12 protein-coding genes are annotated in these 13,849 nt (G+C 69.0%); 2 read left to right on the top strand and 10 right to left on the bottom strand.

Annotated elements, in window-relative coordinates; genetic code table 11:
* The first annotated feature begins 83 nt into the window (after window positions 1–83).
* The gene (locus tag DFW101_RS09860) at window positions 84–2,114 is read left to right on the top strand and encodes a methyl-accepting chemotaxis protein (RefSeq protein WP_009181368.1); all 2,031 of its coding nucleotides are present in this window, start codon (window positions 84–86) and stop codon (window positions 2,112–2,114) included.
* A 203-nt stretch (window positions 2,115–2,317) separates the two neighbouring features.
* On the opposite strand, the gene DFW101_RS09855 is transcribed toward DFW101_RS09860, so the two are convergent.
* From DFW101_RS09855 to DFW101_RS09840, 5 genes are all read right to left on the bottom strand, one after another.
* Window positions 2,318–3,652 carry a DUF362 domain-containing protein gene (locus DFW101_RS09855; protein ID WP_009181367.1) on the bottom strand — a complete coding sequence of 445 codons (1,335 nt, stop codon included), beginning with the start codon at window positions 3,650–3,652 and terminating at the stop codon, window positions 2,318–2,320.
* A gap of 219 nt (window positions 3,653–3,871) precedes the next feature.
* The gene (locus tag DFW101_RS19795) at window positions 3,872–4,027 is read right to left on the bottom strand and encodes a hypothetical protein (RefSeq protein ID WP_009181366.1); all 156 of its coding nucleotides are present in this window, start codon (window positions 4,025–4,027) and stop codon (window positions 3,872–3,874) included.
* 250 nt (window positions 4,028–4,277) lie between these two features.
* A complete protein-coding gene (gene cmk, locus DFW101_RS09850; protein ID WP_009181365.1) occupies window positions 4,278–4,946 on the bottom strand; it encodes a (d)CMP kinase in 669 nt (222 codons plus the stop codon).
* Window positions 4,936–6,054 (bottom strand): histidinol-phosphate transaminase, encoded by a 1,119-nt coding sequence (gene hisC, locus DFW101_RS09845; protein ID WP_009181364.1) that lies wholly within the window; start codon window positions 6,052–6,054, stop codon window positions 4,936–4,938. Before hisC ends, cmk begins: the two co-directional genes overlap by 11 nt.
* Before the next feature lie 142 nt (window positions 6,055–6,196).
* Window positions 6,197–6,649, bottom strand: a complete 453-nt coding sequence (locus tag DFW101_RS09840; protein ID WP_009181363.1) for a universal stress protein — start codon at window positions 6,647–6,649, stop codon at window positions 6,197–6,199.
* A gap of 282 nt (window positions 6,650–6,931) precedes the next feature.
* Between DFW101_RS09840 and DFW101_RS09835 the strand changes: the two genes are divergently transcribed.
* Window positions 6,932–7,420: a hypothetical protein gene (locus tag DFW101_RS09835; RefSeq protein ID WP_009181362.1), complete on the top strand. Its 489-nt coding sequence runs from the start codon at window positions 6,932–6,934 to the stop codon at window positions 7,418–7,420.
* 120 nt (window positions 7,421–7,540) lie between these two features.
* On the opposite strand, the gene thpR is transcribed toward DFW101_RS09835, so the two are convergent.
* The 5 genes from thpR to eno form a co-directional block, all read right to left on the bottom strand.
* Complete coding sequence (gene thpR, locus DFW101_RS09830) at window positions 7,541–8,143, bottom strand: RNA 2',3'-cyclic phosphodiesterase (protein WP_009181361.1); 603 nt, start codon at window positions 8,141–8,143, stop codon at window positions 7,541–7,543.
* A gap of 10 nt (window positions 8,144–8,153) precedes the next feature.
* The gene (locus DFW101_RS09825; RefSeq protein WP_009181360.1) at window positions 8,154–9,548 is read right to left on the bottom strand and encodes a YdgA family protein; all 1,395 of its coding nucleotides are present in this window, start codon (window positions 9,546–9,548) and stop codon (window positions 8,154–8,156) included.
* A 53-nt stretch (window positions 9,549–9,601) separates the two neighbouring features.
* Complete coding sequence (locus tag DFW101_RS09820) at window positions 9,602–11,278, bottom strand: ABC1 kinase family protein (protein ID WP_009181359.1); 1,677 nt, start codon at window positions 11,276–11,278, stop codon at window positions 9,602–9,604.
* Between the two features lie 103 nt (window positions 11,279–11,381).
* Window positions 11,382–12,278, bottom strand: coding sequence for a bifunctional methylenetetrahydrofolate dehydrogenase/methenyltetrahydrofolate cyclohydrolase FolD (gene folD / locus DFW101_RS09815; RefSeq protein ID WP_009181358.1), 897 nt, complete (start codon window positions 12,276–12,278; stop codon window positions 11,382–11,384).
* Window positions 12,279–12,505: 227 nt separating this feature from the next.
* Complete coding sequence (eno, locus tag DFW101_RS09810) at window positions 12,506–13,813, bottom strand: phosphopyruvate hydratase (protein ID WP_009181357.1); 1,308 nt, start codon at window positions 13,811–13,813, stop codon at window positions 12,506–12,508.
* Window positions 13,814–13,849 lie beyond the last annotated feature (36 nt).

Raw genomic sequence — 13,849 nt, 5'->3', positions numbered from 1 at the left:
GAATTGCATCCATTCAGACATGGCTTGAGCAAATTTTCACGAAGGCGGTTGCCGGGTTTTCCCGGTCGCTCTCGGAGGCGTTTATGCGACTGAACCTGACCGGCAAAATCATCGCGTTGCTCCTTTTCACCGTGGCGCTCCTGACCCTGGCCATCTCCCTGACCGTGCACTACTACTTGGCCGAAGGCCTCAACCGCATGAGCCAGGAGCAGATCGACAGCAAGGCCGATGCCGTGGACTCCATGGTCCGGGAAGCCGGCAAGGAGGTCAAAGGGGTCACCTTCCTGCTGGCCACCCGGCCCGACGTGGCCGCCGCCATCCTGGCCCGGGACAAGTCCGCCCTGGTGGCCATCGCCAAGGAGGCCCAACGGGAGCTGCGCATCGAATTCGTGACCATCGCCGACGCGGCGGGCGTGGTCGTGGCCCGGGGCCACTCCGACCAGGCCGGGGATTCGGTCAAAAACCAGATCAACGTGCAAAAGGCCCTGGCCGGCCAGGGCACGGTCGGCCTGGAAGAGGGCACGGCCGTCAAGTTCTCCCTGCGGGCCGGCCATCCGGTCCATGCCGGCGGCAAGATCGTCGGCACGGTCACGGCCGGCATCAACCTGTCCTCGAGCAACGCCTTTGTGGACGAGATCAAGAAGGTGCTCGGCACGGAGTGCACCATCTTCTACGGCGACACCCGGGTGGCCACCTCCATCGAACGCGACGGCAAGCGGGCCGTGGGCACCAAGATGGACAATCCCGAGGTCCTCGACACGGTGCTCCGAAAAGGCGGCCGGTTCCTCAAGATCAACAAGATCCTCGGCCTCGACTACAACACGGCCTACTGGCCCCTGACCGGAGCCGACGGCAAGATCGCGGGCATGCTTTTCATCGGCAGCGACCGGGCCTCCATCGCCGCCACCGAACGGACCATCCTCTATTCCGCCCTGGCCGCCTCGAGCGTGGTGGCCCTGGTGGTCCTGGTGGTCGGATTCTTCACCGCCCGGGGCATGACCTCGCCCCTGCGCCGGGTCATCGACCTGGCCCGCAAGGTGTCCAAGGGCGACCTCGAGGCCAAGGCCGAGGGCCGTTTCGCCGGCGAGATGGCCGACCTCAAGGGCGCCATCGAAAAGATGGTCCTTGGGCTCAAGGCCAAGATCGCCGAGGCGCAAGCCATGAGCGAGGAGGCCAACGAGGGGGCCCGGTGCGCGGAATCGGCCCGCGAGGAAGCGGAAAAGGCCCGGGCCATGGCCGAGGTGGCCAAGCGCGAGGGCATGCTCGAGGCCGCCGAGAACCTGGGCCTGGTGGTCGAAAGCATCATCGCCGCCTCGGGCCAGCTGGAAAACCAGGTGGAGCAGGTGCGCCACGGGGCCGACCACCAGCGCGACCGCCTGCGCGAAGTGGTGGAGGCCATTGCCCAGATGACGGCCACGGTCCTCGACGTGGCCAAAAACGCCTCCCGGGCGGCCCAGTCCGCCGAGGACACCAAGGCCAGGGCGTCGGCCGGCACCAACGTGGTCGAGGACTCCATGCGGTCGATTGATCGGGTCAATGCCGTGTCGGCCACCCTCAAGACGGCCATGAGCGCCCTTGGCGAACAGACCCAGGCCATCGGCCGGGTCATGTCCGTCATCTCCGACATCGCCGACCAGACCAACCTGCTGGCGCTTAATGCCGCCATTGAGGCCGCCCGGGCCGGCGAGGCCGGACGGGGATTCGCGGTCGTGGCCGACGAGGTGCGAAAGCTCGCCGAAAAGACCATGACCGCCACCAAGGAGGTGGGGCAGGCCGTGGTCAGCATCCAGCAGTCCGTGGCCGGGAACATCGAGAACGTGGACAAGGCGGCCGCGGCCGTGACCGAGGCTACCGGACTGGCCGAGAAATCCGGGGGCGTGTTGCGCGAGATCCTGGACCTGGCCGAGGCCAGCGCCCGCGAGGTGGCCGGCATCGCCGCCGCCGCCGAACAGCAGTCGGCCGCGGCCGAGGAGATCAACCGGGCCATGAACGAGGTCAGCGACGTGGTGGAAACCACCAGCACCGGCATGCACGAGTCGGCCCAGGCCGTCCACGCCCTGGCCGACCTGTCCGGCGACATGGACCAGATCATCGACAAGCTGCGCCGGGCCTAGCCGGAGGGCGTCGCGGGAGAGGCCGGGGAATGCCTCCGGCGGCCGGGAGGGGGTCACCCCCTCCCGGACCCACCCGAACGGGTCCGAGCGGCCCCGAGTAGGCCCGCGTGGGTCCGAGTGGGCCCACGTGGGATAGACGAGTGGGCGGGGCGGCGTAGGCGGCCGGCTTTGGGGAAAGGGGACCTTCGGGTCCCTTTTGCCGTTTAGCGGACCAGAAGGTCCTTGTCCTGGGGGCAGGCCGGCGGGGCCAGGGACCGGACCAGGGCGTCGTACTGGCGGCGCTGTTCGGCCAGGAAACCTTCCTCCCCGTGAAAGGCCAGGGCCGTCTTCGGGCAGGCCAGGAAGCAGTAGAGGCAGCCGAGGCAGGCTTCATTTTCGCTGGCGGCCGTGGCCGCGTTTTCGCCAGTCGCTGTGGCCGCACTGGCGTCCGCCGCATGCACGGCCGCCGGATCCAGGCCGGCCGGGCAGAAGTCCCGGCAGACGCCGCAGCCGTCGCAGGCCGCCCGGTCGAGGGTCAATTTTTCCAGCCGCATCTCCTCCCGGCAAAAGACGTCCTGGCGCAGGCCCGTTTTGAAAAGCAGGGCCCCGAACCAGTCCGTGCCGGCCAGCCACCGGAAAAAGGCCGTGTTGCGCACGGCCAGGAAATATTTCTGGCGCTTGGGGCTGTGGATGAACGTGGCCAGTTTCCCGGCCACGGGCGGGGCAAAGGGCCGTCCGGCCACGGGCGCGAGGTCGAGGCCGTCGAGGAGCGCGTCCATCTCCGGCGTGGCCAGCCCGCGCCGCCGGGCCTCGGCCAGGGGCCGGACCTGCCCGGCCGGAACGCCGGCCAGGCGGGCGCAGGCCAGGTCGATCAGGTAGGGATTTTCGCCAACAACCAGGGTGTCGCAGCGAAGCGGCGTGCCGCGCGTCGGCCCGAGCCCCTCCATGGCGACCAGGGCGTCCACGATGTGCAGGCCCGGGCGCACGGCCTCGGTCAGGTTGACGATGTTGGCGGCCAGGCTTTGATGGGTCTTTTTCTTGTTCTCCTGGCCGACCAGGCAGCCCATGAGGTTTTTGAGGCACACCGACATGCCGGCCTCGAAATGGGTCTTGAGCTTGGGCAGGTTGATGACCAGGGCCGCCTCGAGGACCGGCGCGGCCACAAGCGCCGTGACCCCGTTTTCAAAGGCCACGGGCCGGCCCGGAACGTGGTTGAGGTCCACGGCGGCGTAGCCGAAGGCGGCCGCGGCCCGGTCCACCCGCAGCCTGGCGATGACCCCGATCCGGTTGCGGTAAAACCCCGAGTTGGTGCCCTCGCCGACCACCACGTCGGTGTATCCGGCCTCGCGCAGCCAGGCGAGGAGCGCCGTCAGCAGGCGCAGATCGGTGGTGTTGCCGGTCTGGGCGTTCATGTTGGCGTTGAGGTTGGGCTTGACCAGGATGGGCGCGGCCCGGTCGGCGGGAAACACGTGGGCGAAATCCGGCAGCACGTTGTCGAGGACGCGGCGCACGGCGGCCAGGGAATCGGCGTGGCGGATGGCGAGGCGCATTGCGGGCATGGGGTGTCCGGGAATCGGTTGCGGTTGGCCGGGCGGGCAGGCGGCCCCGGGACCCGGCATGTCGGCCAAGCATAGCGGCTCCGGCCGGCCGTGGCAAACCGGCGGTGCGGACGAAGGCGTCGGTCGGGGAAAAAAAGCGGCGGCAGGGACGGGTAGGGAAAAAAGGCCTCCGGCCGGTTCAGGGGACGTCGCCGGCCGGAGGTTGGGCAGGAGTCGTGCTCAGGATGACAGGCCGAGCCGGCTGGCCGTGGCCTGCGCCCGTTCCAGGGCCTCGCGTTCGCTCAGACGGGCGCCGTGTCGGTAGATGGTGTAGATCAGGGAGACGGGATGGGGGACGGACGGCTTGGCCGGCGGAATGGGACGTGTGGTGTGCATGATTTCCCTCGCGTGGCCCGGGTGGACGCCCGGGGCATGGCGGCCTCAGAGCAAGGAGTGGGCCAAAACGTGACTAAGACCGGTTCAGGCCGTTTCTACGCTTCGGGGCGCGGCGGGAAGGAGACAATTCTGTAGCGTTTTGCAACACCGGTGGGCCAAAATGGGGCACTCGGGTCCCGGAAACGAAAAGGCGGCGCGGGGTCCCGTCCGGACACCGGCGCCGCTGTGGCTAGCAGGGGGAAGGCGGCGCTCAGCCGCCGGCCGCTTCCACGATCCGGGCCACCACCGCGTCCTCGGTGAGCAAGGACGTGTCGATGACCAGGGCGTCGGCGGCCGGCACCAGCGGCGAGGCGGCCCGGTTGCGGTCCTGGTCGTCGCGGCGGCGGATGGCGCGAAGGATCTCGGCGTAATCGGCCGGCCGGCCGAGGGCGGCCAGCTGGCCGACCCTTCTCGCGGCCCGGACCTCGGGCGAGGCGTCGAGGAAGAATTTGCGGCCGGCCTCGGGAAAGACCACCGTGCCCATGTCCCGGCCCTCGGCCAGGAGATCGGCCGCCCGGCCAAGGGCCTGCTGGGCCAGGCGCAGCCGGCGGCGCACCACCGGCAAGACGGCCAGGTTCGAGGCCATGGCTCCGACCTGTTCGGTCCGGGCCGCGTCCGGGAGCGGGGCCCCGTCGACCAGGAGCGTCGTGTCCGCGCCCGAGCCGGCCAGCGAAAAAACCATGGCCCCCAGGCGCGCGTCGAGCTCGGCCTCGGGCAGTTCGTGCCCCTCCGGGCCAAGGCGCAGGGCCAGGGCCCGGAACATGGCCCCGGTGTCGAGGTAGGCCAGCCCCAGGAGCCCGGCCGCCCGGCGCGAGACCGACGTCTTGCCGGCCCCGGCCGGGCCGTCGATGGTGACGATGCGGTGCGCCTTAACAGCCATTTTCGACGAGGTCCTTCATGGCGGCGAGAAAGAGGTCGTTTTCCTCGTCGTTGCCGATGCTGACGCGCAAAAGTTCCGGCAGGCCGTAGCTCTTGAGGGCCCGGATGATGATGCCGCGCCCGAGCAGGGCTTTAAACACGTCGGCCGCGCCGCACTGGGGCGAGGGCGGGGCGAACATGAGGAAGTTGGCCTTGGACGGATAGACCCGGCAGCCGAGCCCGGTCAGCTTCTCGGCCAGGAGCCGGCGGCCCCGAAGGACGGTCTCGAGGCTCGCCTGCCGAAACGGCGTGTCCTCCAGGGCGGCGATGCCCGCGGCCTCGGCCAGCAGGTTGACGCTGAAGGGAAGGCGCACCCGCAGCAGGTAGTCGGCCAGCCACTCGGGCATGACCCCGAGCCCGAGCCGCAGCCCGGCCAGGCCGTAGAGCTTGGAGAAGGTGCGAAGGACCACCACGTTGTCGCACTGCCCCCACCGGGGCAGCATGGAATGGTCGGCCTCGGGGTCGGCGAATTCCACATAGGCCTCGTCGACCACGAGCAACGCCCTTGGCGGCAGGGATTTGGCCAGGGCCACGACCTGGTCCGCCGGCACGGCGTAGCCCGACGGGTTGTCCGGGTTGGTCAGGAAGACCAGGGCGGTCTTTGCGTCGCAGGCCCCGGCCAGGGCCGGCAGGTCGAAGGCGAAGTCCGGGCCGAGGGGCGGCTGGCGCAGTTCCACCCCGCAAAGTTTGGTCTGCTGCACGTAGATGGAAAAGCACGGGGCAAAGGCCACCACGTTGTCCACCCCGGGCCGGCAGGTGACGCGCACCAAAAGGTCGATGATCTCGTCCGAGCCGTTGCCCGCCACCACGCAGCCGCGCGGCACGCCGTGGGCCTCGGCCAGGGCCGCCACCAGGGCGGGATTGCCGGCCCTGGGGTAGCGGAAGACCATGTCGGCCTTCCTGGCCAGGACGCGCTTGACCAGGGGCGAGGCGCCGAGCGGGTTCTCGTTGCTCGCGAGCTTGACCACCCGGGCCAGGCCGTAGCGCTCCTTGATCTCTTCCATGGACAGGCCGGGGGCGTAGGGCGTGAATTCCCGGACGTCCTCCCGGATGCGGTCGGTCGGCTGCATTATCGGCTGCTCCGAAGGGGTTTGGCGGGACACGCGTGTCGTGTCCCCGAAGTCCGCGCCGGCATGTTTTCAAGGCAACGGACTTGCAACACTGGTTTTTTTATCTTGAAAAATACTGGCGTATTTTTCAGGGACGCAACAGCTAGGCGGCCCCCGGGCGGGGTTTGACGGTCAGGACCGGACAGGCGGCGGTTTTGACCACCATCTCGGCCACGGATCCGAAGATGATGCGGTCGATGCCGGTGCGGCCGTGGGTGCCCATGACGATGAGGTCGGCCTGCTCGGTTTCGGCGGCCTTGAGGATCTCCTCGGCCGGGTAGCCGGCCAGGACCACGCCCCGGGCGGGCAGGCCCTTGAAATTTTCGGTCACGAACTCGTCCATGGTCGTCTCGGCCGAGGCGACCACGTCGCCGATGAAGGTGTCGAGCGCCGCCTGGGGCACGTTGAAGCCCACGTACTCGGCCAGGGACGGGGCGACGTAGACGCACACGATCTCGGCCTTGGAGCTCGTGGCCAGGGTGGCGGCGTAATCGGCCACCCGGGGGGAACCTTCGGAGAAATCCACGGCGCACAGGATCTTTTTCAGTGTCGGCATGGCGGTTGCTCCTTGCATCGGGCATGGCCCGTTTGACGCTCAAGTTTTGGCCGGTCCGGCCGAAAGGGAAGGGTGCGGCCCGCTTAGCCCAGGATGCCAAAGTGGATGGCAATAGACAAGGCGTTTCCCCTGTCTTATGGAGAGGGGGTGGACGCAGGGGGCGGGGCAAAAATTTCCTGGTCGGAAAATTTAATTTGTAATATATTTCAATATTTTAAGAGAAACTTGCCAGTGGCAGGTTCCTTGCATGAATGCAGGAAACGTCACTGGGGGGGAAGGCCGATGAAAATCCAGACCGACCAACTGACCGCCCTGCGGCAGATAGCGGAACAGGCAAAGGGGACTTCCGGCAATTCGGATGCCTTCGCCGCCCTTCTGGCCAAGGAGGTCGGCGGCGACCAGACGGCCCAGACCACGGGCCTTGCGGCCCCGCCGCTCGGCGGCCTGGCTTCCCTGGACCTGTCCGGGGTCCAGGATGCCGGCACCGTCGAAGCCACCGGTCAATTCAGCGAAGAAGAGCGCGCGGCTATGAAGAACATGGACACCCTGCTGGCCAAGTGGGAAAATTACGCCGATACGCTGGCCTCCGGCTCGGGGGGCGATTCCCTCAAGCAGGCCTACGGCGTCCTTCAGAACATTGAAACCGGCGTCAAGCAGCTCAAGGACGATCTGCCAAGCGATGCCAACTCGGGCCTCGGGTCGCTGGTCAACGAACTGGAAGTCATGACCGTGACCGAAAAGATCAAGTTCAACCGGGGCGACTACATCTAGCCGGCACGCCCACACTCCTGCGGGCCGAGCCGGGCCGCGACTTGCTGCGGCCTGTCCGCCCGAACCCCGCGCCGCTGCCAAACGCCGCTTCTCCCCGGAGCGGCGTTTTCTTTTGGATCGTCAGGCCGCGGTGGCCGGAAATGCGGCCAGGACCTCGTGGCGCGCTCCGGCCGGTCCAAGGACCGACCGCCACAGCGTCAACGACCCGACCGGCACGGTCGGCCAGCCGGCTGCGGCCAAAAGGCGCAGCATCTCCGGCCAGTCGCCGCCGCGCCCCGGCTCCCGCAGCCGGGCCAGGGTCAGGTGGGCGGTGAAGGGCTTTGGTTCCGGGACGAAGCCGAGGGGAGCAAGCGCCGCCTCCACGGCCCGGGCCAGGGCGTGGCAGGGCCCGGCCCCGTCGGCCAGGGCCGCCCAGACCACCCGGGGCCGGGCCGGCCCCGGGAAAAACCCGCCGCCTCCCAGGCGCAGGGTGAACGGGGCGAAAAGGATGCCGGCCAGGGCCTCGGCCACGGCCGGAAGGCCGGCCGGTCCGCCGTCCGCCCCCCCGGTGGCGAGGCCGACGGGAACGTTGCCCAGAAACTTCAAGGTCAGATGGATATTGCCGGCCTTGACCGGGCTGGCCGCCCCGTAGGCCAGGGAGGCGAGTCGCCGGCCGAGGTCGGCGGCCAAGTCCTGGCAGGCCTCCGGCAGGGGGATGCCGACAAAGGCGCGCACGTGGTCCATGGGCTTTTCCTCAGGGCCTGTCCGGCAGCTGGAAGAGGGACCGGCCGTTGACCACCAGGGCCTTGCCGTCCCAGTCCGCGACCGTAAAGAGCCCGTCGCCCTCTCGGACCACGAATCCCTGGGCCACCAGGCCCTCGAGGACCGCCTCGGCCTGGCCGCGGGCCGCCGGACCGGCCAGGGCGGGATTGCCCGAGCCGGCGGCGGCCAGGATCTCGACCAGGGTGGCCCGGGGGGCCCGGGCCGTGGCCGAGGCCGAAAACCGGCCCAGCGATTCCAGGGGATTGGCCGGCAGCGGTCCCTCCCCGGCATAGGCCACAAAGGCCGAGGCATGGACCGTCCCGGAGGGGAGCGTCAGGGCCAGCCGGTCCACGGACAGGCGCGGGTTCTTGGAAAAAAGGGGTCCGGCCTGGCGCAGGAAGAGCGCGGTCAGTTCCCGGGTCCGGGCTTCGGGCGTGGCCGGCTGGGCGTTTAGGCGCCGGACCTCGCCCAGGGTGGCGTCCAGGGCGGCGGCATCCAGGCTTTTGAGCGAAAAGGCGGCGTCCAGCCCGCCCTTGGCCTGGGTTTTGAGGTCCAGGCCCGAGGCCCGCAGGGTCAGGGTCGTATCCACCCGATCGTTTTGCCGGCCGTTCGAGGCAACCGCCTCCAGATTGGTCAGCGCGAAGGACGGACCGGCGGGCCCCGCGTTTTCCAGGCGCAATCCCGTCAGGGTCAGGGTCGAGTCCCCGAGGTAGAGGTTTTCCCCGGACAGGGTGGTGTGGCCGGCCAGGGACAGCCCCTGCCAGGTCATGGTCGTGGCCTTGTCCGAGACGACCAGGAGCGGGACGGACAGGGCCAGGTCGATGGACGCGGCGTCGGCCGTGGCGTCGCAGGTGCCGGTCGCGCCCTGCCACTGGACGTCGAGGACCGTGCCGTCGGCCAGGCGCACCGGTCCCTTGGCCGGGGGGACGGCCAGTTTGGTGCGGCTGTCGCCGGAAAAGCCGAAGGTGGTGCGCAGCGTGGTGCGGCGCAGGTCGGGCAGGGCCTCGAGGAGGGCGACCGCGGCCGGGGGCGTGCCGTCCCGGGGGGCAAGGGTGGTGTCGACCACGGCCAGGGCCGGGGTGAAGCCGCCCCGGGTCAGGGGAACCGGGCCGTGGTGGACCACGGCCACGAGGTCCAGGGTGATCGGTTGGGCCGGGGCCCCGGCCAGGGCCGGCATGGGCGCGTCAAAGGTCAGGGCGTAGCGGTAGGTGCCCGTGAAGATCCCCCGGTCTTTTTCCTGCAGGACCACGCGGGCCCCGTACTGGTCGGCCAGGCGCAGGCGCTGGTCCTCCATAACGCGTTCGGCCCGAAGGCCGATCCAGAAATAGGCGGCCGGCAGGCCGAGGACCAGGACGAGGAGAAGGAGGAGGGGCAGAGGTTTTTTCACGGGAGCTCCGGGGTGGGGGATGGTGGGTTTGCGCGCGGCCGGGGCAGGCCGGGTCAGGGCCGTTGGCCGAGGTCGCCCGAACGCCTGATGGCCCGCAACAGCCGCAGGCCGAGCACCAGGGAGGCCGTGCCGCCAAGGGCCCCCAAAAAGGAGATGCCGGCCACCAGCGGCGGCACCCGATGGGCCATGATCAGGCACGAGCCCAGGAAAAGCGCCGTGGCCAGGAGGCCGTAGACCAGCCGGTTGACCGGGGCGTCCAGGCCCTTGTGGACCAGATGGACGTCCAGGCGGCCGTCCCGGGCCCGGCGCAGGATGTCGGCGGCGTCGCCCGGAAAGGCCTCGAAGAGCTCGCTCCAGTCCTTGGAGGAGCGTTTGAGCCTGGCGAACAGTTCGGTCGGGGAAAAGCGGCGGACCATGATCTTGGCGGCGTAGGGCCGGATGACCTCGATGAAGGAAAAGTCGGGATTGAGTGCCTTGGACGCGCCCTCGAGCAGCACGAACACCTTGATCAGGTGGGCCACCGAGGGTGGCAGCAGGATGCCGTGGCGGCGGACCAGGGCCGAGAGGTCGGTGAAGGCCCCGCCGAGGTCGAATCCGGCCAGGGACTGGCTGGCATAGTCGGACACGAAGTCGTCGACGTCGAGGCTTAGCGCATCGCGGTCGAGCCCCGGCGGCAGGCGCCCCAGACGCATGACCTGCTCGGTCAGGCGGGCCGGGTCGCCGCCGACCACGGCCAGGAGGGCCCCTTCCATGGCCCGGCGGCTGCGCTCGTCGATGCGGCCGACCATGCCGCAGTCGAGGAGCCCCAGCCGGTCGTCGGGCAGGATGACGATGTTGCCGGGGTGGGGATCGGAATGGAAGAAGTTGTCGCGAAAGATCATTTCCAGAAAGATGTCGGCCGTATTCTGCGCGAGCAGGCGGCGGCGCGCCGCCCCTTCGGGCGAGGGCGGGGCGGCTTCGAGGTCGGCCAGGGACTCCCCGGTCAGGGATTCCATGGTCAGGACCCGCCGGGCCGAGCGTTCGGGATAGGTCCTCGGGAAGGCCACCCGGGGGTCGCCGGCGAAGTTGCGGGCGAAGTGGCGCAGGTTGCGCTCCTCGCGCACGAAATCCATCTCGCGAAGGATGGTGCGCCGCATCTCCGTGGCGATGGCGAGCGGCTGGTAGAGGCGCAGCTCCACGATGCCCTGCTCGGCCATTTCGGCCAGGCCCATGAGGATGTCGAGATCGGCCCGGACGTTCTCCTCGATGCCGGCGTGCTGGACCTTGACCACCACCTCGGTGCCGTCGGTGAGCCACGCCCGGTGGACCTGGCCGATGGAGGCCGAGGCCACGGGCTCGGGTTCGAAACGGGTGAAAAGGGCCTCGGGCGGGGCACCCAGGGCCTCGGTGATGGTCCGGCGCACGACCTCGGGCGGATCGGGCGGGGTGCTGTCGCGCAAAAGGGCCAGCTCGGCCGCCACTTCCGGACCGATCAGGTCCGGCCGGGTGCTTATTATCTGGCCGAGCTTGATGCCCGTGGCCCCGATCTCGGCCAGGGCCAGGCGCAGCCGCTCCTCGCGCCGCAGCCCGGCCAGGCTGGCCCCGGCCGGGCTGGTCAGCCGGGTCCGCAGGAACCGGGGCCCGGTTGCGGAGAGAAACTCGGCCAGCCCGTACTTGGCCAGCACCCGGGCCACTTCCTGGAAGCGCCGGGCGTTTCGGGCCAGGTGCGGGATGGAGGCCAGGGAAAACATGGCCTAGGCCCGTCCCCGGGCGGCGGCATCCGTCCCGGCCCGACAGCCGGGCGCCGTCGGGCCGGGACGGGTGGGAAAAGCGAACGGCTGGGCCATGGGCCTTTTATCCTCGCAGCGGTTCCTCCCGGGGGCAGGCCGGCTTTTCCAGCCGCCAGCGGTAGGCCTCGACCGTGTTGCTCATGAGCGTGGCAATGGTCATGGGGCCGACCCCCCCGGGGACGGGGGTGATGGCCGACACTACGTCCTTTACGCCCTCGAAGTCCACATCCCCGCAGAGCGTTCCGTCCGGCAGCCGGTTCATCCCGACGTCCACGATGACGGCCCCGGGCTTGACCATGTCCCGGGTGATGAGCCTCGGCTTGCCGATGGCCGGCACGATCAGGTCGGCCTGCCGGCAGATCTCGGCCAGATCCTGGGTGCGGGAATGGCAGATGGTGACCGTGGCGTTGCCGAAGGGGTTCTGGGCGGCCAGCAGCATGGCCATGGGCTTGCCCACGATGTTGCTGCGTCCGACCACCACGGCCCGTTTGCCGGCCGGGGACAGGCCGTAGTATTCGAGGAGCTTCATGACGCCGTAGGGCGTGCAGGGCTTGAGGCTCGGCATGCCGATGGACAGGCGGCCGACGTTTTCCGGGTGGAAGCCGTCCACGTCCTTTTTGGGATCGACCAGGGCCAGGCACCGGTTGGCGTCCAGGCCCCGGGGCAGGGGGAGCTGGAGCAGGATGCCGTCGATATCCTCGCTGCCGGAGAGCTCGGTGATGAGCTTTTCGAGCTGGCACTGGCTGGTGCCGGCGTCAAGGCGCCACATGCGCGAGACGATGCCGACCTCCTCGCAGGCCTTTTCCTTGTACCGGACGTAGATCTGGGAGGCCGGGTCGTCGCCGACCAGGACCACGGCCAGGTGCGGTGGCCGGCCGTATTCCCGGGCGATGGCGTCCACGTCGTTTTTGGCCCGCGCCCGCAGTTCGGCCGCGACTTTCTTGCCGTCGATTAAAAGCATGGATGGTGTCTCCTTCAAGAAAATCCGGGACCGGGAAGCCCCGGCCGCACTTTGCGTTCCACACCCTCTTTTGCCGTACGGCCGGGCGGCCGTCCACTCCAATTGACGAAGCCCGGGTGCTCGCGGCCAGGGCCGGCCCTGCCGCAAGCGCCCAGGCTCCGTGGCGCAAAGGGGCCGGGGAGGATCTGCCTCCCCGGCGGTCTCCCGGGGGGGCCCCGGGCCGGTCGCTATTCGGCGTCTTCTTCCTCGGTGTCGTACCACTGGCCGGCCATGACCGGGCCGTAGAAGATGGCCGAGTCCTCGAGCTCCTCCTCGATGCGAAGGAGCTGGTTGTACTTGGCCAGCCTGTCCGAGCGGGAGATCGAGCCGGACTTGATCTGGCCGGCGTTGACGGCCACGGACAGGTCGGCGATGAAGCTGTCCTCGGTCTCGCCCGAGCGGTGGGAGATGACCGTGGTGTAGGCGGCCTGCTTGGCCATCTCGATGGTGTCGAGGGTCTCGGTCACCGTGCCGATCTGGTTCAGCTTGATGAGGATCGAGTTGGCCACGCCCTGGTCGATGCCCTCGGCCAGGATGTCCGGGTTGGTGACGAAGATGTCGTCGCCGACGAGCTGGATGCGCTCGCCAAGGTGCATGGTCAGCTTCTTCCAGCCGTCCCAGTCGGATTCGGCCAGGCCGTCCTCGATGGAGATGATGGGGTAGCGGTCCACGAATCCGGACAGGTAGGCGACCATCTCCTCGGAGCTCATGGTGCGCTTTTCGCCGCCAAGGACGTACTTGCCGTTTTTATAGAATTCCGAGGCGGCCGCGTCGATGGCCAGCGAAATCTCGTCGCCCGGCCGGTAGCCGGCTTCCTCGATGGCCTTGATGATGTACTTGAAGGCCTCGTCGTGGTCCTTCAAATTGGGGGCGAAACCGCCCTCGTCGCCGACCGAGGTCACATGGCCGTCGGCGGCAAGGATCGTCTTCAGGGTATGGAAGGTCTCGGCGCCCATGCGCAGGGCGTCCGAGAAGGTCCGCGCGCCGAGGGGGACGATCATGAACTCCTGGATGTCCAGGTTGTTGGGGGCGTGGGCCCCGCCGTTTATGATGTTCATGAGCGGCACGGGCAGGACCTTGGCGTTGATGCCGCCGAGGTACTGGTAAAACGGCAGGCCGAGGAAGGTGGAGGCGGCCCGGGCCACGGCCATGGACACGCCGAGGATGGCGTTGGCGCCCAGGCGCGACTTGTTCTCCGTGCCGTCGGTGTCGATCATCAGGTTGTCGATGGCCACCTGCTGCAGGGCGTCCATGCCGATGACGGTCTCAGCCAGCTCGCCCTGGACGTTCTCCACGGCCTTGCCCACGCCCTTGCCGCCGTAGCGGGAAGCGTCCTGGTCGCGCAGTTCCAGGGCCTCGCGCGAGCCGGTGGAGGCTCCGGAGGGGACGGCGGCCCGGCCGGTCGCGCCGGATTCCAGGGTGACCTCCACTTCGACGGTGGGATTGCCGCGGGAATCGAGGATTTCCCTGGCCCAAACGGCCGCAATGGTGCTCATGGCTGTCTCCTTATTTGACGGTTGGCTGGTAATGCG

The organism is Solidesulfovibrio carbinoliphilus subsp. oakridgensis (assembly GCF_000177215.2).
Classification (GTDB): domain Bacteria; phylum Desulfobacterota; class Desulfovibrionia; order Desulfovibrionales; family Desulfovibrionaceae; genus Solidesulfovibrio; species Solidesulfovibrio carbinoliphilus.
This window is presented reverse-complemented; position numbering and strand designations above follow the sequence as displayed.

Bases quoted from the DNA above. Each gene is read 5' to 3' on its own strand.
- DFW101_RS09855 (WP_009181367.1), bottom strand. From the start codon at position 3,652: ATGCCCGCAATGCGCCTCGCCATCCGCCACGCCGATTCCCTGGCCGCC.
- DFW101_RS09840 (WP_009181363.1), bottom strand. From the start codon at position 6,649: ATGCCGACACTGAAAAAGATCCTGTGCGCCGTGGATTTCTCCGAAGGT.
- cmk (WP_009181365.1), bottom strand. From the start codon at position 4,946: ATGGCTGTTAAGGCGCACCGCATCGTCACCATCGACGGCCCGGCCGGG.
- DFW101_RS09835 (WP_009181362.1), top strand. From the start codon at position 6,932: ATGAAAATCCAGACCGACCAACTGACCGCCCTGCGGCAGATAGCGGAA.
- DFW101_RS09860 (WP_009181368.1), top strand. From the start codon at position 84: ATGCGACTGAACCTGACCGGCAAAATCATCGCGTTGCTCCTTTTCACC.
- folD (WP_009181358.1), bottom strand. From the start codon at position 12,278: ATGCTTTTAATCGACGGCAAGAAAGTCGCGGCCGAACTGCGGGCGCGG.
- eno (WP_009181357.1), bottom strand. From the start codon at position 13,813: ATGAGCACCATTGCGGCCGTTTGGGCCAGGGAAATCCTCGATTCCCGC.
- thpR (WP_009181361.1), bottom strand. From the start codon at position 8,143: ATGGACCACGTGCGCGCCTTTGTCGGCATCCCCCTGCCGGAGGCCTGC.
- DFW101_RS09820 (WP_009181359.1), bottom strand. From the start codon at position 11,278: ATGTTTTCCCTGGCCTCCATCCCGCACCTGGCCCGAAACGCCCGGCGC.
- hisC (WP_009181364.1), bottom strand. From the start codon at position 6,054: ATGCAGCCGACCGACCGCATCCGGGAGGACGTCCGGGAATTCACGCCC.
- DFW101_RS19795 (WP_009181366.1), bottom strand. From the start codon at position 4,027: ATGCACACCACACGTCCCATTCCGCCGGCCAAGCCGTCCGTCCCCCAT.